The organism is Streptomyces sp. NPDC104381 (genome assembly GCF_055583745.1).
In genome coordinates, this window is sequence record NZ_JBVJNK010000003.1 from 613,066 (window position 1) to 637,877 (window position 24,812).

Consider the following 24,812-nt stretch of genomic DNA (forward strand, 5'->3'; position numbering starts at 1 on the left):
GGCCCGGTGGGCGGCGCGACGCCGCCCACCGGGTTCCGGCCGTCCGGCGTGGGAGGCGGCGGGGGTCTCGATTTTCTATCGTTGAAAATTCTGCGTGCACGACCGTTGTCAGGTGTTTGAGGCTGTGGCTCAATGTTCGACTATGTGCAGTGCTCCGCGGTTCGGGGCACTCCGGCTTCTTCGACGAGGACGACGCCTTGATACGACAACTAGCCCGCCCCCGCACGCTTTTGAGATCCCTCGCCTGTACGGCGGCGCTGCTGCTTCCCGTCGGGGCCACCATGGTCCCGGCCACCGCCGCCGCGGCTCCCGCGCCGGACACCGCCACCGCCTCGGCGTTCGTGAAGGACGACCCCTCCACCGAGGTCCACGGGCTCAAGGGCGAGTACTTCGCCATGTCCGCCCCGGGCGCCCGGGACTTCGCCGAACTCGGCGCGACCGCGCTCGACCCGGACATCAACTTCCCCGGGCTGACCGGTGCCTTCGAGTCGGCCACGGGAAGGACCGAGCACACCACCGCCCGCTGGACGGGGCAGATCGAGGCCCCGGAGACCGGCGACTACACCTTCGCCGCCATCGGTGACAACGGCTTCCGCCTGTTCATCGACGACAAGGCCGTCATCGACCACTGGGAGCCGGACTGGGACAAGGAGCAGACCAGCGCTCCGGTCGCTCTGAAGGCCGGTGAACAGCACACGTTCCGGCTGGAGATGTTCCAGGACACCGGCGGCGCGAACATGTTCCTGCGCTGGTCGAGCGCGAAGCTCGCCAAGCAGATCGTGCCCGAGTCCGCCTTCACCCCGCCCGCCGACTTCGAGGTCTACCCGGTCGGGCTGAGCGTCGCGGAGAACGGCCTGAAGGTCCAGGCGACCTTCGACCACGAGGTCAGCGGCTACAAGGACCTGAAGGACCACCTCGCCGTCGAGGCGGACACCACGCCGATGCCGGTGAAGTCCGTCGCCAAGGCGTCGAACAACCGCAAGGCGCTCGTCGTCACCCTGGGCGCGGCCGTCCAGAAGGGCCAGCAGGTCAAGGTCGTCTACGACGGCAAGGGCGGCCTGAAGAACGGCGACGAGACCGTCCCGGAGATCAGCCGCAGGGCGAAGAACCTCTCCACCCACCGGCTGACCACGCCGTGGGGCGACAAGGTCGACCCCAGGAACCCGCTGCCCGAGTACCCCCGCCCGCAGCAGGTGCGCGACGACTGGAAGAACCTCAACGGCCAGTGGGAGTTCGCGGGAGCCACCGCCGGTGAGAAGCCGGTCTTCGGCAAGAAGCTCGACGAGCGCATCACGGTGCCCTACCCCGTCGAGTCGCAGCTCTCCGGACTGGAGCGCCACGAGGACCACATGTTCTACCGCAAGCTGATCACCGTGCCCAAGAGCTGGTCGGTCGGCAAGCGGAAGAGCGACGACCGCCTGACGCTCAACTTCGGCGCCGTCGACTACCAGGCGCGGGTCTGGGTCAACGGCAAGCAGGTCGCCGAGCACACCGGCGGCTACACCGCCTTCAGCGCCGACATCACCGACGCGCTCAAGGGCAGCGGCACCCAGGAGATCGTGGTCGCGGTCACCGACACCACGGGAGCCGACCAGCCCACCGGCAAGCAGTCCGCCAACCCGAGCGGCATCTTCTACACCGCCTCCTCCGGCATCTGGCAGACCGTCTGGATGGAGCCCGTCGCCCCGGCCGCCGTCGACTCCCTGACGACGACGCCCGACATCGACAAGGGCCGTCTCGCCGTGAAGGTCAACTCCGAGGGTGCCTCGAAGTCGGCCAAGGTCACCGCCGTCGCGCGTGACAAGAAGGGCAAGGTCGTCGGCACCGTCTCCGGCCCGGCCAACAGTCAGCTGAGCCTGCCGGTCGCCAAGCAGCACCTGTGGACCCCGGACGACCCGTACCTGTACGACCTGGAGGTCACCCTCAAGGACGGCCGTTCCAAGGACACCGTCGACAGCTACTTCGGCATGCGCTCCTTCGGTGTCGCCGAGGTCGGCGGCTACCAGAAGCTGGTGCTCAACGGGAAGCCGTTCTTCTCCCTCGCCCAGCTGGACCAGGGCTTCTACCCGGACGGCCTGAACACCGCGCCCAGCGACTCCGCCCTGGTCTTCGACCTGAAGGCGCAGAAGGACCTCGGCTTCAACTCCGTCCGCAAGCACATCAAGGTCGAGCCGGCGCGCTGGTACTACCACGCCGACCAGCTGGGGCTCCTGGTGTGGCAGGACTTCGTCTCCGGCAACATCACCGGCGAGAAGGGCCAGAAGGCCTTCCTCGACCAGGGTGCCGAGATGATGGAGCAGCTCCACAACTACCCGTCCATCGGCGCCTGGATCGTCTTCAACGAGGGCTGGGGCGAGTGGGACCGCACCGAGACCGGGAAGATCACCGAGAAGGTCCAGGCCGCGGACCCCTCGCGCGTCGTCAACGCCCACAGCGGTGTCAACTGCTGCAACTCCAAGGGCGACTCCGGCAAGGGCGACATCATCGACCACCACGACTACAACAACACCGACCCGGCGTACCCGGACGAGAACCGGGCCGCGATGGACGGTGAGCACGGCGGATTCACCCTGCGCATCCCCGGCCGCATGTGGCCCGGTGCCCCCACCGCGATCTACAGCGGTGTCGCCGACAAGGACGCCCTGACCGCCAAGTACGTCGACAACACCCGCACGTACTACCTGGACGCGGCCCGCGCCGAGCTCTCCGGCTCGATCTACACCCAGGTGACCGACCTGGAGAACGAGCTCAACGGTCTCTGGACGTACGACCGCCGGGAGATCAAGGTCGACGCCGCCAAGGTGCGGAAGATCAACCGTGAGGTCATCGCCGCCGGCGCGGCGGCGGGCGAGCGGGACGAGATCAAGGGTGGCGGTGCCTGGTCCCTCGACGAGAACAAGGGCACCAAGGCGGCCGACAGCGGCCCGAACCACAAGGACCTCACCCTCTCCGCGGGGACGTCCTGGACGCCCGGCGTGCAGGGCTCCGCGCTGAAGTTCGACGGCGCGGGCCAGTTCGCCGAGACGGACGGGCCGGTCGTCGACACCACGGGCGACTACACCGTCTCCGCCTGGGCCTCCCTGGACGCCCTTCCGGGCAACTACGCCACCGTCGTCAGCCAGGACGGCCGGCGCCAGGAGAACCCGTTCTACCTCCAGTACGGGCAGGGCGCGTTCGCCTTCTCCACTCCGGGCGCCCACCGGGCCCGGCTGGAGATCGAGCCCGAACTGGGCCGCTTCTACCACCTCGTCGGCGTACGCAGCGGTGACGAGATCAAGCTGTACGTCGACGGCAAGCTCGCCTCCACCGCGGAGGCCGGCACCGCCGACGTCAGCACCGGCTCGCTCTCCGTGGGCCGCGCCAAGTGGTCGGGCGGGAACACCGACTTCTGGAACGGCTCCGTCGACCAGGTGAAGGTGTACGACAAGGCGCTCACCGACCAGGAGGTGACCGCGCTCCACGACGGCGAACAGCCGTAGTCCTGGACCGCTGAACCGCTCCCGGCGGTGTGCGCACGCGCCGCACCGCCGGGAGCTCCGCGCGTCCGCACCGAGGGCCTGACGACGAGGGGCCGTACGGGCGTCACACCGGTGAGACCGGCTCCCCGGTGCTCTCGCGGGCCAGCACACGGTGCGGCACCACGATGCGGCGGGCGGGCAGCGCCTCCAGACGGCCGAAGACCCGCTCGGTGAGACACTGCACCGCGCGCTCGGCGATCTGCTCACGGTCCGGGGCGATCGTGGTGAGGGACGGGGCGGCGAACCGGCCGTCCTCGATGTCGTCGAACCCCATCAGCGCCAGGTCGTCCGGCACCCGCACCCCCTGCTCGGCGGTCACGCGCAGGGCGCCGAGGGCGAGTTCGTCGCTGAAGCAGAACACCGCGTCGGGAGGCCCGGGCAGCCGCAGCAGTTCACGCAGGGCCCGCGCCCCCTCCGCCCGGTGCAGGTCGGCCACCTCCACCTCGGCCACCGGAGCCAGGCCGGCCTCCCGCAGCCCCTGCCGGAAGCCCTCGGCACGCAGTTCTGCCGTACCGTGGCCGAGCCCCGACTGCAGGCCGATCGCCGCGACGCGCCGGCGGCCCCGGGAGACCAGATGGCGGACGGCGTCCCGGGCGGCCCCCACGTTGTCCAGGGCCACGTGGTCGATGGCCCCGTCCGGCTCCAGCTCGCCCAGGACGACCAGCGGCAGGCCCCCGGCGCGTGAGGCGAGTTCGGCAGGGGAGGTCGACCACGGGCTGATGATCATCCCGTCGACCTGGTGCCCCGCGCTCCCGTCGAGCAGCCGCCGCTCCAGGTCCGCGCGCCCGCCGGTCCGTTCCAGGAGTACGGTCCAGCCGCGCTCCTGGGCCGCGTCGATGAGGAGACCCGTCAGCGCGCCGAAGTAGGGGGAGTGGATCTCCGGCACCACCACCCCGATGAGCCCCGTGCGGCCCTGGCGCAGGTTCCGCGCGGCGAGGTTGGGGCGGTAGCCCAGCTCCTCGACCGCCGCCATGACCCGGGCACGGGTGTCCGGTGCGACGGCCGAGGCGTTGCTCACGACGTTGGAGACGGTCCTCACCGACACACCGGCGAGCGCGGCGACGTCCTTGAGTCTCGCTGCCACAGCCGGTGCGCTCCCGTCCCTCTGCCCGCGGGGCGGTCGGCGGACCGCGCCCTCTGCGCGTGCACCGTAACAGGCCCGGACGAGTCAGGCGCGTACCGCCTCTTGCCACGTTGATTGCAACGTTGCAACATGGAGGGGCCGACGGGCCGGCAGGGCAGGAACACCGGCCCGCGTCCGCATGCCGCCCCAGCTTCCCCACTGCCGAAGGGTTCCGCCGCCATGCCCGAGACCGACCTCGCCCCGCACCCCGACCCGGCCGTCCAGGACCTGTACACCGCCGGAATCACCGCGCACCGGGGCGCGTTCACCCCGCGGTGGGCCGACACGATGCGCGAGGACATCGAGGAGGCCTTCGCCGAGGCGCGCGGCCGGGAGGGCGGGGCGGTCGGCCGGGGACCCCACCGCTACTACGTGGAGATCCACCCCGAGCAGCTGCGCGGGTTCGTGGACCTCGTCGACCATCCATGGGTGCGCGCGGTCGCCGAGGCGGTCCTGGGGCCCGACTACCGGATCGTCGAGCTCGGCTTCGACGTCCCGCTCGCCGGCGCGGTGAACCAGCCCTGGCACCGGGACTTCCCCATGCCGGACGCCACCCGGCACGGGCGCCGGCTGACCTCTCTCGCCTTCAACCTCACGGCGGTGGACACGCGCGAGGACATGGGCCCGTTCGAGATCGCGCCGGGCACCCAGTGGGACGACGACCCCGCTTTCGGCCACGGGATGTTCCCGCCCCGCGACACCTACCCGCGCTACGAGGCCCTCGCCGAGCGCAAGTACCCGATGCGCGGGGACATCTCGGCCCGTTCCGCGCTGACGATCCACCGGGGGACCGCGAACCACTCGCCCGACGCCCGGCCGGTCCTGGTGCTGGGCGTCGACGCACCCGGCGCGGGCAACGACGCACAGCACGACATGGCGGTGACCCGCGCGTACTGGTCGTCGCTGCCCGGCCGGGTGCGGGCCCATCTGCACTGCCCGGTGGTGGAGCGGCTGACCCCCATCGTGCAGAAGCACACCATCGAGGGGCTGGTCATGGGCGACGCGTGACGCGTGGAGCCTCCGGACCCGGCGGACGGTCACCGGGCCCGGAGGCTCTCACCTCAGGGCGCCCAGGGGGCGTCCACCGCCCAGGTGGTGTCCTCGGTGAAGGTCGCCGCGTTGTCCCACGCGTGACCGCCGCCCGGGGTGGCCAGCCACACCTCCGAGTCGATGTGGCGCAGATAGCTGCCGGGCAGATTGGCGCTCGACAGCCGTACGCCGCCCTGGCCCGCCACGGCGCACCAGGTGGCGTCGGCCTTGAAGAGGGCCGAGCCGTCGTTCGCGTCGCGGCGTACCCGGAAGTCCCGGTGGCGCAGGTACTCACCGGGGTAGTTGCGGGACTCGAACGAGTAGCAGTTGCCGTTCGCCAGGCCGGTGACGACCTTCCAGGTGGCGTCGTTCTTCAGCAGCGCCGTGCTGCCGCTGTCGACGACCGCCGTGTAGGCCAGCTCCTGGGAGTGGCGCAGGTACTTGTTCGTGTGCCCCGGGGTGGTGACCCGGAGCGACCTGTTGCCCGTGGGCAGGGTGACCGGCGCCGGAGGAGTCTTCGACGCCTGGATGAGTGCCTGGTTGGCGGCCTTCACCCTCGCGGTGTCCACCTTGACGACCTGGCGGTCGTAGGTGAGCAGCCCGTTCGCCTCGTTCTCCACGTCGGTGATCTCCGTGTACACCGAGGCGGAGAGCCCGGCGGGCAGTTGCCCCACGCGGATCGCGTCGATGAGGCCCACGAAGCGGTTGTTCAGGGCGGAGAGGCTCGCCTGGTCCTCGTAGCTGAACCCGCCGCCCGGATACCACTCGTGGCCCGGCACCTTGTAGCCCAGCCCGCCGAACTCGCCGAGGACCGCGGCCCGGGTCGCCGTCGGTGCGGTGTTGCCGGGGCCGACGTAGATGTGGTTGTCGATCACGTCCCCGTTGCCGCCGTCCACAGAACCGCAGCAGTTGACCCCGCTCATGTTGTTCACCAGGCGCGACGGGTCGTACGCCTTCACCTCGTCGGCGATCCTGGCCTGGTCGTACTGGCCCCAGCCCTCGTTCTGGTTCACCCACATCACCACCGAGGGCGAGCTGCGGTGCTGGTCGATGACCGCGTGGTACTCCGCCTCCCACTGGGTGCGCGCGGCGGAGTCGGGGGTCTTCCCGGTGTCCATCGCGGGCATGTCCTGCCAGACGAGGAGCCCCAGCTTGTCCGCCCAGTAGAACCACCGCTGCGGTTCGACCTTGATGTGCTTGCGGACCATGTTGAAGCCGAGGTCCTTGTGCGCCTGGAGATCGGACTTCAGGGCGGCGTCGGTGGGCGCCGTGTAGATGCCGTCCGGCCAGTAGCCCTGGTCGAGCGTGCCGGTCTGGAAGACGAACTTCCCGTTGAGGACCGGGCGCAGGATGTTGTCCACCTTCGCGATGCCGATGGACCGCATGCCCGCGTAACCGCCCACCGTGTCCACCACGGTGGTCCCGTCGAGCAGCTCGGCGCGTACGTCGTAGAGGAACGGGTCGTCCGGGCTCCACAGCCGGGGGCCGGGCACGGGCACGGAGATGTCCGCACCGGGCGCGCCCGTCGCCGTACCCACGACGGTGCCGCCGCTGGAGACGGTGACCCGTGCGGTCCGGCCGCCGCCGGCCGCCGCCTGCACCTTCACCCGCAGGGTGCTGTTGCCGAGGTTCGGCGTCATGTCCAGGCGCGTGACGTGCGAGGCCGCGACGGGCTCCAGCCAGACGGTCTGCCAGATCCCGGAGGCACCGGTGTAGAAGATGCCGCCGCCCTCGTGCGGGTTCACCTCGTTGATCCGCTGCTTGCCGACGGCCTGGCCGCCGGTCTGCGTCGGGTCGTAGACGGAGACGACGACGGTGTTCGTGCCACCGTTCAGCTGAGGGGTGATGTCGTACGAGAACGAGTCGAAGCCGCCCTTGTGGGCGCCGACCTGGGTGCCGTTGACCCAGACCGTGGTCTGCCAGTCGGAGGCGCCGAAGTTGAGCACGGTCCGGCGGCCGTTCCAGCCGGACGGCACGGTGAAGGTGCGCTTGTACCAGAGCTTGTCGTTCTGGGTGATCTTCCGCTTGATGCCCGAGAGCGAGGACTCCGCGACGAACGGCACCCTGATCTGCTCGGAGAACGAAGCGGGCTGCCCGGCGTCGCGGCCGGTCACCGCGAAGTCCCAGATGCCGTTGAGATTGGCCCAGTCGGGGCGGGTCAGCTGCGGGCGGGGGTATTCGGGAAGCGGGTTGTCGACGGACACCTGGTTCGTCCAGGGCGTCGTCATGGGCGCCGGCTTCGGGGTCCAGGCCGTGGGCGCGGCGGCGGCCGGTGCGGTACCGGCCCCGACGAGTGCGGTGGCGAGCAGGGCCAGCAGGCCGCCGCCGGCGGTTAACCGTCTCCACCAGGTGCCGCGGCGCGGCGCGGGTGCGGATCGCATTGCAGGTACTCCTTGATGAGGAGGAGCCCCCGCGCCGGCCGGCGCGGGGGATGGGACGTCTGCGGGGAACCGCCGCTCAGAGCAGCCGCCAGAGATGGTCCGCGGTCCCGTTGTCGTCGAACTGCACGACATGGGCGCTGTCGGCGGTGGACATGGCGTCCACGCCGAGCACCTTGCCCGAGTTGCGGTTGCGGACGCGGTACCAGCCGTCGCCGTCCGGCACGAGCTGCCACAGGTGGTCGGCGGTGTCGTTGTCGTCGAACTGCACGACGTGGGCGCTGTTCGCGGTGGACATGAGGTCCACGCCCAGCACCTTGCCCGAGTGCTGGTTGCGGATGCGGTACCAGCCGTCGCCGTTGGCCACGAGCCGCCACAGGTGGTCGGCCGTCCCGGTGTCGCCGAACTGGACGACGTGGGCGCTGTTCGCGGTGGACATGCCGTCCACGCCCAGCACCTTGCCGGAGTTGCGGTTGCCGATCCGGTACCAGCGGTCCGCGAGCCAGGGCTCCGCGCCGGGAGCCGCCGTCGGGAAGGAGGTGATCCGCAGGCGCGCCGCGCCCATCGGGACGAGCGTGACCTCCTCGACCGGCTCGGTGCTGCGCGCGGGGCTCCGCTGGAGGGGCGCCACCACGTGCTCGTCGTCGGCGCCCCACTCGGGGATGCGGCGGGCCCGGGCGGTCATCACGAGCGGGGTGCCGTCCAGGGTGAAGGGGTTCGCGTCGGCCGCGCGACGGCGCGTCGGGACGGGCAGCCGCGCGCCGTCCAGGACGAGGCCGTAGTTCCAGGCGCTGGTGGCGTGCACGGCGTACTCCGGGAACTGCTCGGTGCCGCCGATGCGCTCGTACGACTCACCGATGCGCAGCGAGTAGGTGAGCGGCCCGTGGTCGACGCTGACCGAGCCCTGGTTGTCCGCCCAGGTGCGTACGGTGGTCCGCTGCGGGAAGCGCAGGGTGACCCGGTCTCCGTCGGCCCAGGTCCGCTCGACCCGGGTGAAGGCGGGGCCCGCCGGAGCGGATACGCGCTGCCCGTTGACGCGGATCTCCGGCTCGGCGCACCAGGCGGGCACGCGCAGCACCAGGGGGAAGCTCAGCCGCTTCGGGGCCCGGAGCGTGAGGGTGACCGTGTCCGTGAACGGGTAGCCGGTCTCCTCGGTGAAGGTGACCTCCGTGCCGTCCGCGACCTTCGCGGTGACCTCGCAGGCCGCGTACATGGCGGCGGCGAGACCGCCGTCCGGCGTGGCGAGCCACAGCTCCTCGACGAAGTAGGGCCAGCCCATGCCGTAGTTGTGGGGGCAGCAGCGGTACTGGTCGACGCCCGGCAGGTAGGCCTGCATGGCGAAGCCGTTCTGGAACTGCCGGTCCCGCTTGGGCACGTCGTCCAGGTCGACGCTGTTGGCGCTGGTGATGTAGTGGATCGCCCTGCCCGACGGGTCGAGCGAGGCGGGCAGCGAGTTGAAGGCCAGCTCCTCGCAGCGGTCCGCCCAGAGCGGGTCGCCGGTGATCCGGGTGAGCAGCTGGTGGCTCGCCATGAACTCGACGATCCCGCAGGTCTCGAAGCCCTGGCGGGGGTCTCCGTGTCCGGGCCGGGCGTTCTCGTCGCCGGCGAAACCGCCACCGGGGAACTGCCCGTACTGGTCCATGGCCTTCGCGTACGTCCCGTACGTGTTCCGGGTGTCCTGCGCCGATCCGCTGCGCAGGGCGTACTGGGCGGGTTCCCGGAAGCCCTGGGCGATGTTGACGTTGTGCGGGTTGACCAGGTTGTCGCCCCAGTCGGCGCCGTAGCGGTGGATCTTGTCGGCGAGATCGAGCAGGAAGGCGTCACCGGTGCGGTTGAACAGCCAGTAAACGCTGTCCAGGCCGTCGCCCCAGCGCAGCGCGATCCAGCTGGTGTCGAAGGCACCGGGGCCCTGGGCGTTCATGTAGCGGAAGAACCTGCTGAGGAACGGGATGATCCGGTTGTCGTCGCTGTACTCCTGCCAGGAGCGCAACGCCTGGATCAGCGGCAGGAACGGCCAGAAGTCGGGCCCGCCGTTCAGCGACGTGCGCAGCGCCTTCGGCCCGAAGAAGCCGTCGGACTGCTGGGTGGTGAGGATCGCGTCGATCCACCGGCGTGCGGAGGCCAGCGCCTTCGCGTCGCCGGTGACGATCGCCAGGTCCGTGTAGCCGCGCAGCCAGTAGGGGACTTCCTCCCAGCCTCCCCGGTCCGGGCGGACCCAGCCGGTGGCCTCGAAGTCGAGGAAGTGGGAGAACTCCTCGTAGCGGCCGCACAGTCCGTCCAGCTGGAGTTCGAGCTGGCCGGCGAGCCAGCCCTTGGCGGTGACCCGGCCGGGCGGCAGCTTCAGGAACGCCGTCGGGTGCAGCGGCGCGGCGTTGGGGGAGTAGTGGCCGCCGCGCGCGGCGGCCGCGACGCCTTCGGCGGCGGTCGCGGTCGTGGCCCAGCGGCCGGCCGAGGTGGCCGCGGCGGCGGTGACCAGGGCGCTCGCCATGAGTTGTCTGCGGTTCAGGGGCATCGTGTGGGGACTCCGCTTCTGCTCTGCCGGACAGGGGCGCGGTGACCGGCCCGGACCGGGCAGGGGTGGGGTGACCGGCCCGGACGGGCCGGCGCATGGCGAAGATGGCTGTCGCGCCGAGGGGGCGACGGCACGACAACTCGCTTGCAACGTTGGAAAATTGATGTCGGCGGTATGACAGCACGCGGTCAAGCCGGTGTCCAGAGGTGGCGCAGCAGCTGGTGCCGTCCCGCCCCGGCGGCGGCTCCATGACGGGCCGCGCCTCCGGGTGACACATTTTGGAAACGCATCGACAACTCTCTTGCCGCCTGCGCCACCGCGCCTATATAACGTTGTAAACCGAGCCGCCGAGAGGCCGCACAAGCCCTCACGACCATAGTTTCCGCAGCTCGCAGCGGGGTCGTGAGGGATGCAGCGTCAACTGCCGCCGAGCGGCTGACGCACCGTCCCGCCATGCCCGACCGCACGCCGAACGGTGTGCCGTCACCCCGCCAAGGAGCGTCCCGCGCATGATGATCCAGCGTCGATCCCGTACCCTCGCCGCGGCCTGCCTGATCGCCGCCACCGCCACGCTGGCCGTTTCCGGCTGCTCCAAGTCGGAGACCTCGGACAACGCGGGCGGTGACAGCAGCCAGGGAGCCCAGGCGGCCAAGTCCCCCGAGGCCGCCTCCGGCCCCGGCTGCTCGCTGCAGAGCTACGGCGCGCCCAAGATCGACCTCAAGAACGCGATCGTCGGCTTCTCCCAGTCGGAGAAGGAGGCCAACCCGTTCCGGATCGCCGAGACCCAGTCGATCAAGGACGAGGCCGCCAAGGTCGGCGTCAAGAAGCTGCTCACCACCAACGCGCAGTCGCAGCTGTCCAAGCAGATCAGCGACATCCAGGACATGCTCTCCCAGGGCGCCCAGTTCCTCATCATCGCGCCGCTGAACTCCGACGGCCTGGAGCCGGCGCTCAAGGCCGCGGCGGCGAAGAAGGTGCCCGTCCTCACCATCGACCGCAAGGTCAACTCCACGGCGTGCAAGGACTACGTGGCCTTCCTCGGCTCCGACTTCGTCGAGCAGGGCAAGCGCGCCGCCGACGCCATGATCAAGGCGACCGGCGGCAAGGCCAAGGTCGCCATCCTTCTCGGCGCCTCCGGCAACAACGTGACCACCGACCGGACCAAGGGCTTCGTCGACCAGATCAAGGCCAAGGCGCCCGGCATCGAGATCGTCGCCCAGCAGACCGGCGAGTTCGCCCGTGACAAGGGCCAGCAGGTCATGGAGCAGCTCATCCAGTCCAAGCCCGAGATCAACGCCGTCTACGCGGAGAACGACGAGATGGGCCTCGGCGCCGTCACCGCGCTGAAGTCCAACGGCAAGAAGCCCGGCAAGGACGTCAAGATCGTCTCGGTCGACGGCACCCGCAACGCCGTACAGGCCCTGGTCAACGGCGAGTACAACGCCGTCATCGAGTCCAACCCGCGCTTCGGCCCGCTGGCCTTCGCGACCGCCCAGAAGTTCTACGGCGGCGAGGAGATCCCGGAGAACGTCATCATCACCGACCGCGCCTACGACGAGACCAACGCCAAGGAATCGCTCGGCGGGGCGTTCTGATCCGCTCCTGAACCCAGCGGCCCCGGCCGCCGTGGCGCCCGTACCGGGCCACGGCGGCCCCCGGGCCCTCACCCCTTGGACAGCGGAAGGCCGAGAAGACCCATGGCACCACCCGAAGCAGTACCTCAGGCACCGGAGGCGGCCGGCGACACGGCGGCCACGGTGCTCGAAGCCCGCTCGGTGAGCAAACGGTTCCCCGGCGTCGTCGCTCTCGACGACGTCACCTTCTCCCTGCGCGCGGGGGAGACCCACGCGCTGGTCGGGGAGAACGGCGCGGGCAAGTCCACCCTCATCAAGGTGCTGACCGGCGTCTACCGCCCGGATGGTGGCGAACTGCGGATGGCGGGGGAACCGGTCAGGTTCTCCCGGCCGTTCGAGGCACAGCAGGCCGGAATCTCCACGATCTACCAGGAGGTCAACCTCGTCCCGCTGATGAGCGTGGCGCGGAACATCTTCCTGGGCCGTGAACCGAGGAACCGCTTCGGCCTCATCGACTTCGCCCGCATGCACCGCGAGGCGGGCGACCTGCTCGACGGGTTCGGCGTACGCGTCGACCCCCGGCGCCCCCTGCACACCCTCGGCGTCGGCACCCAGCAGATGGTCGCCCTCGCCCGGGCCGTGTCCGTCAACGCCCAGGTCGTCATCATGGACGAGCCGACCTCCTCGCTCGAACCCCGCGAGGTGGAGACCCTCTTCCGCGTCATCGAACGCCTGCGGAGCCAGGGCATCGCCGTCCTGTACGTCAGCCACCGCATGGACGAGCTCTACCGGATCTGCGACCGCGTCACCGTCCTGCGCGACGGACGCCACATCCACACCGGCGACCTCGCCGACCTCGACCGGATGCAGCTCGTGTCGATGATGCTCGGCCGCGACCTCTCCGAGGTACGCCGCTCCGGCGTCACCAGCTTCGCCACGGAGGGACACGAAGCGGCCCGTACGCCCGTACTCACCGCGACCGGTCTCTCCAGCCGCCTCCAGCTGCACGACATATCCGTGTCGCTGTACGCGGGCGAGGTGCTCGGCCTCGGCGGACTCCTCGGCTCCGGCCGCAGCGAGACCGCCAAGGCACTGTCCGGCGCACTGCCCCTGGACAAGGGCGAACTCACCGTCGACGGCACCACGCTGAAGCGCCTCACCCCGGCCGCTGCCATCCGCGCCGGCATCAGCCTGCTGCCCGAGGACCGCAAGGCCGAGGGCATCGTGCCCGGTCTCTCCGTACGCGAGAACATCGTCCTGGCGGCCATGCCCCGCCTCTCCCGGGCCGGTGTCGTCTCGCGCGCCAAGCAGGACCGGATCGTCGACATCTTCATGAAGCGCCTGCGGATCAAGGCGTCCAGCCCCGAGCAGAAGGTCGGCGAACTCTCCGGCGGCAACCAGCAGAAGGTCCTGCTGGCCCGCTGGCTCTGCCTGGAACCCAAGGTCCTGCTGCTCGACGAACCCACCCGGGGCATCGACGTGGGAGCCAAGGCCGAGGTCCAGAGCCTCATCGACGACCTCGCCGGAGAGGGCCTCGCCGTCCTGCTCATCTCCTCCGACATCGAGGAGCTCATCGAGGGCGCCGACCGGATCGTCGTCCTGCGCGGCGGAGCGGTCGCCGGAGAGCTGTCCGGCGACGACGTGGCCGAGGACCGGCTGCTCGAAGTGCTCGCCGACCACGCACCGCAGCCGGCGGACCGGGCCCCGGCCGCCCAGGAGGACCCCCGATGACCCAGACCGCCGTCGCCCCGCCCGCGAAGAGCGACAAGCCCGACAACCCGGCGAGCCCCCTGGCCCGGCTGCGCGACCCCGCCTGGTACCAGCGCTACGGCGTGTACGTCGCCGTGGCCGTGGTGCTGCTCTTCAACGCCCTGTTCACCGACCACTTCATGACCGCGGACAACTTCCGCACCCAGCTCGTCCAGGTCGCCCCCATCGTCATCGTCGCCCTGGGCATGGCCCTGGTCATCGGCACCGAGGGCGTCGACCTGTCCGTCGGCTCGACCATGGCGCTCGCCGCCGCCTTCCTCCCGCTCTACCTCGGATACGGACTCGTACCGGCCCTGGTCGTCTCCCTGCTGGCCGGCGCGGTCGTCGGAGCCGTCAACGGCGCCCTCGTCTCCCTCGTCGGGCTCCAGCCCATCGTGGCCACGCTCGCCCTCTTCGTCGGAGGCCGCGGCCTCGCGCTGGTCATGGCCGACGGCCAGCTCAAGCAGATCGTCAACCCCGACCTGCTGTCGCTGGGCACCGGCTCCTTCCTCGGCATCCCGCTGGTCGTGTGGATCGCCGCGGTCCTCGCCGTCGCCGTCGCCTTCCTGGTGCAGCGCACCACCTTCGGCCGCCAGGTCGTCGCCATCGGCGGCAACCGCTCCGCCGCCGCCCTCGCCGGACTCCCCGTCAAGCGGGTCCTCATCGGCGTGTACGTGCTCTGCGGAGTGCTCGCGGCCCTCGCCGGCATCCTCGCCACCGCCAGGCTCACCGCGAGCGACCCCTCCTCGCTCGGCACCCTCATGGAACTCTCCGCCATCACGGCGGTCGTCGTCGGCGGCACCCCCCTCAACGGGGGCTCCGTCCGGGTGCTCGGCACCGTCGCGGGCGCCCTGCTCATGCAGCTGCTGCGCGCCACCCTCGTCAAGCACGACCTGCCCGACTCCACCGCACAGATCGCCCAGGCGGCCATCATCATCGCCGCCGTCTACGTCGCCCGGGAGCGTCGGTCCCGATGAACGAAACCAAGCCCGCCACCGCAGCCCCGGCCCCGCCCGCGCCGAAGGCGCCCGCGGCCCGCCCCGCAGCCGGCCCCGAGCAGACCGGCCGGCAGCGCGCCGCCGAACTCCTGCAACGCCAGGGCGTCCTCGCGGTCCTGCTGACCGTCGTGATCGCCGCCTCCTTCATCTACCCGACGTTCGCGTCCCTGGACAACGCCCGCGGTGTCACCATCCAGGCCTCCTTCCTCGCCGTGGTCGCCCTCGGCATGACGATGGTCATCATCACCGGCGGCATCGACCTGTCCGTCGGATCGGTCTTCGCCCTCGGCGGAGTCCTCGCCGCCTGGGCCTCGCAGTACGGATTCCTCGCCGCGCTGCTGCTGCCCCTCGTGGTCTGCGGCGGCGTCGGCCTGCTCAACGGGTTCCTCATCGCCCGCGGGAACATGGCGCCCTTCATCGTCACCCTCGCCACCCTCCTGGGGGCCCGCGGCCTGCTGCTCGCCCTCACCGACGAGGGCGCCACCACCTACCTGGTGCCCAAGGACTCCGCCTTCGGCGAGCTCGGCCAGGGCAGTGTCTGGGGCTTCGGCTACCCGATCATCATCGCCCTCGTGCTCTTCGGGGCCGGCGGACTCGTCCTTCAGCGCACCTCCTTCGGACAGTCCCTCTTCGCGGTGGGCGGCAGCAGCGACGCGGCCACCCTGATGGGCCTCCCCGTCGCCCGTACGAAGATCCTCGTCTACACACTCAGCGGCCTGCTCGCCGGACTCGCCGGCGCCCTCAACGCCGCCAGGCTGTCCTCCGGCGTCACCATCGTCGGCGTGGGCATGGAACTCGACGCGATCTCCGCCGTCGTCATCGGCGGAACCCTGCTCATCGGCGGCGCCGGATCGATCAGCGGAACCCTCTGGGGCGTCCTGCTGCTGGCCGTCATCCAGAACCTGATCAACCAGATCGGCTCGCTCAACTCCTCGTACCAGTCGGTCGTCAGCGGCGGTTTCCTTATCGTTGTCGTGGTGGCGCAGCGCTATCTCGCGCGCAGTCGCAGAAGCACCTGACGACAGGCCGGCCGCATACGGGCCGGCCACAGAGCCAAGCCGAGCCGAGCCGAACCAAGGAGTGCCGTGGGCGTCAGCCTCAAGGACGTTGCACAACGGGCGGGCGTGTCCATCAAGACCGTGTCGAACGTGGTGAACAACTATCAGCACGTCACACCCGCGATGCGCGCCAAGGTGCAGCAGGCGATCGACGAGCTCGGCTACCGGCCGAACCTCACCGCCCGCCATCTGCGCAAGGGCCGCACCGGCATCATCGCCCTCGCCGTCCCCGAATTCGGCAACCCGTACTTCGCGGAACTCGCCGGAGCCGTCATCGACGCGGCCGCCCGGCACGACTACACCGTCCTGGTCGACCACACCGCCGGACTCAGGGAGAAGGAACTCCTGGTCAGCCAGGGCTTCCGGTCCCATGTGATCGACGGTCTCATCCTCAGCCCCATCCATCTGGAGACCGAGGACCTCATGGCGCGCACCGAGACCGCGCCACTGGTCCTGCTCGGCGAGCGCGAGTACGAAGCGCCGTACGACCACATCGCCATCGACAACGTGGCGGCGGCCCGCGCCGCCGTACGCCACCTCGTCGGCCAGGGCAACCGCCGTATCGCCTTCCTCGGATCACGCACCGGCCAGGAACGCCAGCCCGCACACCTCAGGCTCCGGGGCTGGCGCGAGGAGCTGGAGGCCGCCGGCATCACACCCGACGAATCACTCGTCGTGGTCACCGACGGCTACGGCCGCGAGGACGGCGCCACCGGCATGGCGCAACTCCTCGACCAGGGACAGCGCCCCGACGCCGTGTTCGCGTACAACGACCTCATCGCCATCGGCGCGATGCGGACCATCACCGAACGCGGACTGCGGATCCCCGAGGACATCGCCGTCGTCGGCTTCGACGACATCGAGGAGAGCCGCTACACGACCACCACGCTCACCACCATCGCCCCCGACAAGGAAGCCATCGCCCGCCTCGCCGTCGACAGCCTCGTCGAGCAGCTCTCGGGCACGCCCGTCGCCGAACCGCGCAGGCCACGCCCCGGCTACCGCCTCGTCGTCCGCGAATCCACCCAGGCCGGGACCGACTCCGGCCGCACCGAGGATCACTGATGCCGCGCCCCACCGTGCACCGCACCCCCTTCGGCTCCGTCCAGGGGACCCGGACCGACCTCTGGACCCTCGACAGCGGTACGGGGGTCCGAGCCGAGGTCCTCACCTACGGCGCGACCCTGCACCGCCTCACCGTGCCGGACACCACGGGCGCCACCGCGTCCGTCGTCCGCTCGCTCCCGGGCCTCGACGACTACACGGCCAAACACCCCTACTTCGGCGCCGTCGTGGGCCGCTACGCCAACCGCATCGCCCACGGCCGCTTCGTCCTGGACGGCACCGAGCACCACGTCCCCGCCAACGACCGGGGCCACGCGTTGCACGGAGGACCGGACGGCTTCCACACCAAGGTGTGGGAAGCGGCCTCCGACCGCACCGACGACACCGTCTCCGTGCGGCTCACCCTGCACAGCCCCGACGGCGACATGGGCTTTCCCGGGGCACTGGACGTCACCGTCACGTACACCCTCGACACCGAGGGCACCCTGGCCGTCGACTACGCGTCGGTCACCGACCGCCCCACGGTCGTCAACCTCACCAACCACGCCTACTTCGAGCTGACCGGCCACGACGGCGTGCTCGGCCACCGCCTGGAGGTCGACGCCGACACCTACCTCCCGGTGGACGACGACGGCATCCCCCTGGGAGCGCCCGCCGAGGTCCGAGGGACCCCGTTCGACCTCACCACGCCCCAGGTCCTCGCGGAACGCCTCGGCACGGAGGACGGACAGCTGCGCTCCGCGGGCGGCTTCGACCACTCCTGGGTGCTGCGGGACACCGGAGCCGGCCTGCGCCGCGCCGCACGCCTCACCGCCCCGGACGCGGCCCGCATCCTGGAGGTGTGGACCACCGAGCCCGGCATCCAGGTCTACACCGCCAACCAGCTCGACGGCTCCTTCACCGACGGCGCCGGCCGCCGCCACGAACGGCACGGCTCCATCTGCCTGGAGACCCAGCACCTGCCCGACTCACCCAACCGGCCGGACCTGCCCAGCACCGTGCTGCGCCCCGGCGACACCGCGCGCAGCCGTACCGAACTGCGCTTCCCGCACCTCCGGGATTAATCGATTGCCGCCCGGCGGGGCGCCCTGCTGTAATCCCCGAACCAGCCGACGAACCAGGGAGATGTCCATGCGCCGAGCTTCTGTGTCCACCCAGACAGGAATTCACCCCTATCTCGAGGACCCGAAGCTCAGTGCACACATTGAACCTGGGAATTCTGGCGCATGTCGACGCCGGTAAGACGAGCCTGACCGAGCGGCTGCTCCACACCGCCGGGGTCATCGACGCGGTCGGCAGCGTCGACGACGGCAGCACACGGACCGACACCCTCGCCCTGGAGCGGCAGCGCGGCATCACCATCAAGTCCGCCGTGGTGTCCTTCGCCCTCGACGGCGTCACGGTCAACCTGATCGACACCCCCGGGCACCCCGACTTCATCGCCGAGGTGGAGCGCGTCCTCGGCGTGCTCGACGGCGCCGTGCTCGTGGTCTCCGCCGTCGAGGGCGTCCAGGCGCAGACCCGGATCCTGATGCGGGCCCTGCGCCGCCTGCGGATCCCCACGCTCGTGTTCGTGAACAAGACCGACCGGGCCGGCGCCCGGTACGAGGGGGCCCTGGCCGACATCGCGCGGCGGCTGTCCCCCGCGGTCGTCGCGATGGGCCCCGCCGACGCCCTGGGCACCAGGGAGGCGCGCACCCGGCCGTTCACCGCCGCCGACCCGGCCTTCGTCACCGCGCTGACCGATCTGCTCACCACCCACGACGACGACCTCCTGACGGCGTACGTCGAGGGCGGGGCAGGCGTCCCGTACGGCCGGCTGCGCGAGCGACTGGCCCGGCAGACCCGTCAGGCGCTCGTGCACCCCGTGTACTTCGGCTCCGCGGTCACCGGCGCAGGCGTGGCCGAACTGGCCGCGGGCATCGCGGAGTTCCTTCCCGTCACGGACCAGGACACCGCCGGCCCGGCCTCGGGCACCGTCTTCAAGGTCGAACGCGGCCCGGCGGGGGAGAAGATCGCGTACGCCCGGATGTTCTCCGGGACGGTACGCACCCGGGAACGCGTCCGGCTGCGGGGCGACGGCGAGCAGGAGGGCCGCGAGGGCAAGATCTCGGGCATCACCGTCTTCGACCACGGGACCGACGTCCGTGAGACCGTGCTCCCCGCCGGAAGGATCGGCAGGCTCCGAGGCCTGCACGCCGTCCGGATCGGGGACAGGATCGGCGAACCGGCCGCGGAGCCCGCGCGCACCCACTTCGCCCCGCCGACGCTGGAGACCGTCGTCACCCCCTGCCGCCGTCAGGACAGGGGTGCCCTGCACATCGCGCTCGGTCACCTGGCGGAGCAGGACCCGCTGATCGGCGTACGCCGTGACGACCTCCGCCAGGAGGTGTCCCTGTCGCTCTACGGCGAGGTGCAGAAGGAGGTCATCCAGGCGACGCTGGCGGACGAGTACGGCATCGAGGTCGGCTTCCGGGAGACGACGACCATCTGCCTGGAAAGGCCCGCCGGAACGGGTTCGGCCGTCGAATTCATCGACACGGAGCCGAATCCCTTTCTCGCCACCGTCGGACTCCGCGTGGAGCCCGCCGCATTCGGCAGCGGGGTGGAATTCCGCCGGGAGGTCGAGCTCGGCTCCATGCCGTACGCGTTGATGCGGGCGGTGGAGGAGACCGTCCTGGAAACGCTCGGCCAGGGAATTCACGGATGGCGGGTCACCGACTGCGTGGTCACCATGACGCATTCCGGGTACTGGCCCCGGCAGAGCCACTCGCACGCGGTGTTCGACAAGAGCATGTCGAGTACGGCGGGCGACTTCCGCCATCTGACGCCGCTGGTGCTGATGGACGCCCTGAGGCGGGCCGGGACCACGGTGTACGAGCCGATGCACCGCTTCCGTGCCGAGATCCCCGCCGACGCCCTGGGCCCGCTCGTGCCCGTGCTCGCCCGGCTGCGCGCCGTCCCCGGGCCCCCGGAGACGCACGACGGTGTCTGCGTGGTGGAGGGCGTGGTCCCGGCGGCCCGGGTGCATGAGCTGCAGCAGCAGCTGCCGGGGCTGACGCGCGGTGAGGGCGTGCTGGAGTCCGCCTTCGAGGGACACCGGCCGGTCGACGGCCCCGTCCCGTACCGGTCCAGGACCGACCGTGACCCGCTGAACCGCAAGGAGTACCTGCTGCGGACCCTGCGCCGGGTGGACGGCGGGCGGTGAGAGCCGGGCCGGTGTGACGGACGCGTGCGCCCGCGCGTCCGTCACACGGTGGCTCACTTCAGATAGGGACCCGCCGCGCCGATCTTCCCCGGAGCCGCGTTCTCGCCGCCGAGGTCGAGGACGTACACCCGCAGGTTGCCCTTGCCCGGCGCCGGTACGGCGAGCGTCCCGCCCGTCACCACCTGGGTGTCACCCGTGACGGCGTCCTTGTACGTGCCGTTCGGGATGCCCGTGTACGTGGCGCCGCCCGAGACCGTCACCAGCGCGAAGCTGTCCGTGCCGCTCGCCGCGTCGGTGTAGCGGCGCTTGTACGCCATCGAGCCGGTGATGCCCTCGGTGGAGTACTGCCCCATCTGCAGGGCGGGCACCGCACGGCGGATCTGGTTGAGCCGCTGCACATGCTTGACCAGCGGCTTCGCCAGGGTGTCGGCGACCGCGCCGGTCGCCGACGCGACCGTGCCGAAGTCCGACGCCTTGACGTCGCCCGCGAGATGGGCGCCGTAGTACGCCCGGCCGGTCGTCGCCAGCGGGCAGGTGGGCCCGCAGTCGATCTTCTTGCCGGCCTGGAACTCGATCTCGGAGCCGTAGTACAGCGTGGGGATGCCCCGGAAGGTCCACATCAGCGACATGTTCTCCGCCCAGGCGTCCGTGCCGCCCGCGTACCGTTCGCTGCTCTTGTTGGGACCGTAGTCGTGGCTGTCGACGTACACGACGTTGTAGGTGGCGTCGTTGTAACTGTCGTCGGAGTCCTTGCCGTTGCTGAAGGCGTTGTTGGCGTCACCGAAGTTCATGTGCATCCGCATGTCGATGACGTTCATCCCGGAGAACCGGCTGTGGTCCGGTGTGTGGTAGGTGTTGCCGTTCAGGAAGGCGTTGGTGGACGTCGGCTGTGATCCGGTGCCCTGCTGCTGCTCGTAGTCGTACATCTCCAGAGCGGCCTTCTCGTCGTCCGCGCTGTACTCCTTGCGTTCCTTCCAGGTGTAGAACTGGGCGGAGTGGTTGACGGAGCCGCGGTTCCACTTGTCGTTGACGAAGGCGGCGACCTCACCGAAGACGAAGAAGTTCTTCGCGGCCTCGGCGCCGAACCGCTGGGTGACGCGTTCCTGGATGGCGGGCAGGAAGCGCCGGTTCCAGGTGGTGCGGGGGATGTGCACGGCGGTGTCGACACGGAAGCCGTCGACGCCCATGTCGATGTACTTGTCGTAGGCGCCGATCAGATAGTTCTGCACGGGCGCGCTCTCGGTGTTGAAGTCGGCGAGATCGTCGTGCAGCCAGCAGCTGCGGGAGTCCTCGCCCTCCCAGTTGCCGATCCAGCAGTTGTGGTAGTACGCCTTCGGGAACATGCCCGATGTGGGGCTGGGCCACTGGCAGTTGTAGATCCTGTAGCTCTCCGGGGAGGTGGCCCCGGTGGGCGTGCCCCAGTTGACGCAGGTGTTGCCCGAGGGCTCGGCCGTGGACCACAGGTCGCCGTTGTAGTACGACTTCCCGGACTTCGGCTCGACGGTGAGGCCGTCGTACTCGAAGCCGTCGTTCCTCTCGTCGTAGTACCAGCTCCACTGGGTGTCGCGGACCCCGTACGTCGTCGGGGTGAACAGGCCCTTGGCGCCCCAGCGCGAGGAGTGGTTGTAGACGACGTCCTGGTAGATCTTCATGCCCTTGGCGTGGGCCGCGTCGATGAGGTCCTGGTACGAGGCCCCGGCCGACTCCAGCCGGGAGTCGACCTCGTAGAAGTCGTAGCCGTGGTAGCCGTGGTAGTCGTAGTCGGACCGGTTCAGGACCACGGGGGTGATCCAGACGGCCGACATGCCCAGCCCCTTGATGTAGTCGAGCTTGTCGACCAGGCCCTTGAAGTCGCCCCGGAACATCGGGTCGCCGTTGGCGGCGTTGCCCGACTTCTCGTGCTGGCTGCCGCCCCGGTTGTTCGTGGTGTCACCGTCGTTGAAGCGGGCGGTGAGGACGAAGTAGACGGGGTCCTTGCGGGGGTCGGTGCCGAGCGGTTTCCCGGCGGCCGGGGCCGCCGGCTTCTCCCCGGTGGTGGCGGTCGCCACGGCGGACGCCGCCGAGACGTTCCCCGCGGCGTCGACGGCCCTGACGGTGTAGCTGTAGGCCGTCCTCGCCTCCAGACCGGTGTCCGAGTACACCGTGGACCCGACGTCGGTCACCGCGGTTCCCTTGGTCCCGCCCGTCCGCGTGACCTGGTACTTCGTCACGCCGCGGTCGTCGGTGGACGGATCCCAGGTCAGCACCACGGACACCCCGTCCGCGGCGGCCGAGACCTTCGCCGGGGCGGTGGGTGCCTGGGTGTCCGGCGTCTCCGCGGCGCAGGGGTCCGCCGCGCCGGCGGTGACCTTCCCGTCCTTCACCGTGGTGAGACCGGCGGGGACCGTGTAGTCGGCGCCGTTGTTGTTGTCCCAGACCCCGTTGCCGTTGTTGAAGGCGGCCTGCATCGAGGTGGCGGTGCCGAGGTCCGCCGTCCTCCTGACCCAGCCGGTGCAGGCCGGTTCCATGCCCACTCCGGGAACGGTGGTCCAGGAACCGCCCGCGGGCCGGTAGTGGAGGTTGGTGGTCGTCCAGCCGACCGAGGCCGTCGAGTAGTAGACCGAGGCCGTACGGCCCTCCGCGTCCTCCTCCTCGGGGGCCGTTCCGGTGCCCGCGCAGGGGTCGCTGTGGGCCACCACACCGTCCTTGACGGTGACCGTGCCGGTGCCCAGGGCGTAGTTCTTGCCGGCGTTGTTGTCCCAGACGCCGGAGCCGTTGTTGAACGTGGCGGCGAGGCCGGACGCGCCGCCCAGCGTGACGGTCTGCTTCACCCAGTCCGTGCAAGCGGCCTCCATGGCCACTCCGGGAACGGTGGTCCAGGAGCCGCCGTCGGGCGCGTAATGCAGCCGGTAGGAGGACCAGTTCTTGGTCTTCGTGTAGTAGAAGACGGTGGCGGTGGACTCCGAGGCGGCCACCGGTACGGCCGGCTCCGCTCCGGACGGGCCGGGCGCCGGGGCCAGGAGGCCCAGCGTCACCACCGCGGCGACGGCCGCGGCAGCCGGTCGTCCGAGCAGCCGGACAGGGGTACGTCTCATGCGTGTGCTCCAGGGGAGGGCCGCGGGCGGGTGGACCGCGACTGCCGACAGCACAGCCGCTCCGCGAGCGGCTGCCAGGACCCCGCCGGAGAACCCGGACGCGCCTCGGGGTTCGGGCGAGCAGTGCTTCTGGCGGAAATCTCCGTCAGAACCTTTCTGCAATCTCTTGCATCCAGGAAGTTAGCGGGACATGACAGGTCCGTAAAGGGGGTGCGCACTCGTGAGCGCCTGTGACGGTGAAGTACTGGGAACAGTAGGGCGGTTGGCCCGGCCGGGGCCCGCCCGGCCGGGCCGTCATCCCCGCGGCGGCGGGCCCGTGCTCGCCCGGACGACCAGGTGGGTCGGGACCAGGGTGGTGCCGTGCTCCGTCGTCTCGTCGCGGATCTGCCGCAGGACGCCCTCGACGCACCGCCGGCCGATCTCGGCGAAGTCCTGGTGGACGGTGGTCAGGGGCGGAAGGAACGAAGCGGAGTCGGCGATGTCGTCGAAGCCGACGACGCTGACGTCCTCCGGGACGCGCCTGCCGCGTTCCTGAAGGGCGCGCAGGACGCCCAGCGCCATCTGGTCGTTGGCCGCGAAGACCGCGGTGCAGGACGGGTCCGCCGCCAGGACGAGGCCCGCCTCATATCCCGAGGCGGCCGACCAGTCGCCGTCCACCGGTGGCGGGACCGGACGGCCCGCCTCCTCCAGGGTCTGCCGCCAGGCGTGCGCGCGGCGCTGGGCGGCGTACGACTCCGACGGGCCGGCGACGTGCGCCACCGTGCGGTGGCCGAGGTCGAGGAGATGGCGCACGGCGGCCCTGGCACCCCCCGACTGATCGGTGTCCACGACGCTGTAGCGGTCGCCCGCGTCGGAGTCGGCCACCACGACATGGGTGTGCGGCGGCAGTGAGATGGCGGCGTCCAGGAGCCGGACTTCCATGATCACGATGATGCCGTCCACGACCTGCTCGCCGAGCATGGTCACGGCGCCCCTGACCCCCGTGCTGGTGGGCGTCGCGACGGGCAGCAGGGTGATCGCGTAGCCCTCGTCCGCGGCGGAGGCGGAAATGGCCTCCAGGGTGCGGACGTTGCCCGTCGTGGCGAGGGTGAACAGGACGACGCCCAGCGTGCGGAACTTCCCGCTCTTCAGGGCGCGCGCGGCGCTGTTGGGGCGGTAGTTCAGCTCCTTCATGGCGCTCAGGACGCGGTCGCGGGTCTCCTCGGACACCACCGTGCTCCCGTTGGAGACACGGGAGACGGTCTGCGAGGAGACACCGGCCAGACGTGCGACGTCGGCCATCGAGGCCTCCTTGCGGGACGGCCGGTCCATGGCCTGTTCCTTTCCCTGCACTGCGTCCGCCTCCGTCGTGGCCGTGTGAGCCTTTCGCCGTCTGGGCATGGCGTTCCGGCCGCGGGGCCGGGTGCCGGCCGCGCGTGATGTGGGGGTGCTCCGATCGGGACCGGCCCTGTCTCTGCTGCGCGTGTGGCTCGTATTCGCGTGCGGACCGAGGGGCGGACCAAGGGCATTTCTACCACTCCGGACGC

General features: G+C 70.6%; 14 protein-coding genes. 9 read left to right on the forward strand and 5 right to left on the reverse strand.

The genetic code is table 11. The annotated features are described in order from the left end of the window. The first annotated feature begins 149 nt into the window (after positions 1-149). Positions 150-3,479 carry a LamG-like jellyroll fold domain-containing protein gene (locus tag ACZ607_RS12220; RefSeq protein ID WP_469734408.1) on the forward strand — a complete coding sequence of 1,110 codons (3,330 nt, stop codon included), beginning with the start codon at positions 150-152 and terminating at the stop codon, positions 3,477-3,479. Positions 3,480-3,582: 103 nt separating this feature from the next. On the opposite strand, the gene ACZ607_RS12225 is transcribed toward ACZ607_RS12220, so the two are convergent. Next, positions 3,583-4,602 (reverse strand): LacI family DNA-binding transcriptional regulator, encoded by a 1,020-nt coding sequence (locus ACZ607_RS12225; protein WP_469734410.1) that lies wholly within the window; start codon positions 4,600-4,602, stop codon positions 3,583-3,585. A gap of 219 nt (positions 4,603-4,821) precedes the next feature. Here ACZ607_RS12225 and ACZ607_RS12230 point away from each other — a divergent pair, with 219 nt between their 5' ends. Beyond that, entirely contained in the window at positions 4,822-5,649 is an 828-nt protein-coding gene (locus tag ACZ607_RS12230) for a phytanoyl-CoA dioxygenase family protein (RefSeq protein WP_469734412.1), read from the forward strand. A 53-nt stretch (positions 5,650-5,702) separates the two neighbouring features. On the opposite strand, the gene ACZ607_RS12235 is transcribed toward ACZ607_RS12230, so the two are convergent. Together ACZ607_RS12235 and ACZ607_RS12240 are read right to left on the reverse strand one after the other, a co-directional pair. Next, positions 5,703-8,051: an AbfB domain-containing protein gene (locus ACZ607_RS12235; protein WP_469734414.1), complete on the reverse strand. Its 2,349-nt coding sequence runs from the start codon at positions 8,049-8,051 to the stop codon at positions 5,703-5,705. Between the two features lie 76 nt (positions 8,052-8,127). Continuing rightward, positions 8,128-10,560, reverse strand: coding sequence for an RICIN domain-containing protein (locus tag ACZ607_RS12240; protein WP_469734416.1), 2,433 nt, complete (start codon positions 10,558-10,560; stop codon positions 8,128-8,130). Positions 10,561-11,069: 509 nt separating this feature from the next. On the opposite strand from ACZ607_RS12240, the gene ACZ607_RS12245 reads away from it, so the two are divergent. The 7 genes from ACZ607_RS12245 (at position 11,070) to ACZ607_RS12275 (ending at position 20,212) form a co-directional block, all read left to right on the forward strand. Further along, a complete protein-coding gene (locus tag ACZ607_RS12245) occupies positions 11,070-12,155 on the forward strand; it encodes an ABC transporter substrate-binding protein (protein WP_469734418.1) in 1,086 nt (361 codons plus the stop codon). 102 nt (positions 12,156-12,257) lie between these two features. After that, positions 12,258-13,865 carry a sugar ABC transporter ATP-binding protein gene (locus ACZ607_RS12250; RefSeq protein ID WP_469734420.1) on the forward strand — a complete coding sequence of 536 codons (1,608 nt, stop codon included), beginning with the start codon at positions 12,258-12,260 and terminating at the stop codon, positions 13,863-13,865. Beyond that, entirely contained in the window at positions 13,862-14,860 is a 999-nt protein-coding gene (locus ACZ607_RS12255; protein WP_469734422.1) for an ABC transporter permease, read from the forward strand. Before ACZ607_RS12250 ends, ACZ607_RS12255 begins: the two co-directional genes overlap by 4 nt. Further along, entirely contained in the window at positions 14,857-15,900 is a 1,044-nt protein-coding gene (locus tag ACZ607_RS12260; protein WP_469734424.1) for an ABC transporter permease, read from the forward strand. The genes ACZ607_RS12255 and ACZ607_RS12260 overlap by 4 nt, the downstream gene beginning before the upstream one ends. A gap of 66 nt (positions 15,901-15,966) precedes the next feature. Continuing rightward, positions 15,967-17,004 (forward strand): LacI family DNA-binding transcriptional regulator, encoded by a 1,038-nt coding sequence (locus ACZ607_RS12265; RefSeq protein ID WP_469734426.1) that lies wholly within the window; start codon positions 15,967-15,969, stop codon positions 17,002-17,004. Next, positions 17,004-18,068 (forward strand): aldose epimerase family protein, encoded by a 1,065-nt coding sequence (locus ACZ607_RS12270; protein WP_469734428.1) that lies wholly within the window; start codon positions 17,004-17,006, stop codon positions 18,066-18,068. The genes ACZ607_RS12265 and ACZ607_RS12270 overlap by 1 nt, the downstream gene beginning before the upstream one ends. A 131-nt stretch (positions 18,069-18,199) precedes the next feature. Then, a complete protein-coding gene (locus ACZ607_RS12275) occupies positions 18,200-20,212 on the forward strand; it encodes a GTP-binding protein (protein ID WP_469734430.1) in 2,013 nt (670 codons plus the stop codon). Positions 20,213-20,265: 53 nt separating this feature from the next. Here the strand turns inward: ACZ607_RS12275 and ACZ607_RS12280 are convergent, their stop codons facing one another. Then, positions 20,266-23,286, reverse strand: coding sequence for a carbohydrate binding domain-containing protein (locus ACZ607_RS12280; RefSeq protein WP_469734432.1), 3,021 nt, complete (start codon positions 23,284-23,286; stop codon positions 20,266-20,268). 294 nt (positions 23,287-23,580) lie between these two features. Further along, complete coding sequence (locus ACZ607_RS12285; protein WP_469734434.1) at positions 23,581-24,597, reverse strand: LacI family DNA-binding transcriptional regulator; 1,017 nt, start codon at positions 24,595-24,597, stop codon at positions 23,581-23,583. Positions 24,598-24,812: the final 215 nt, after the last annotated feature.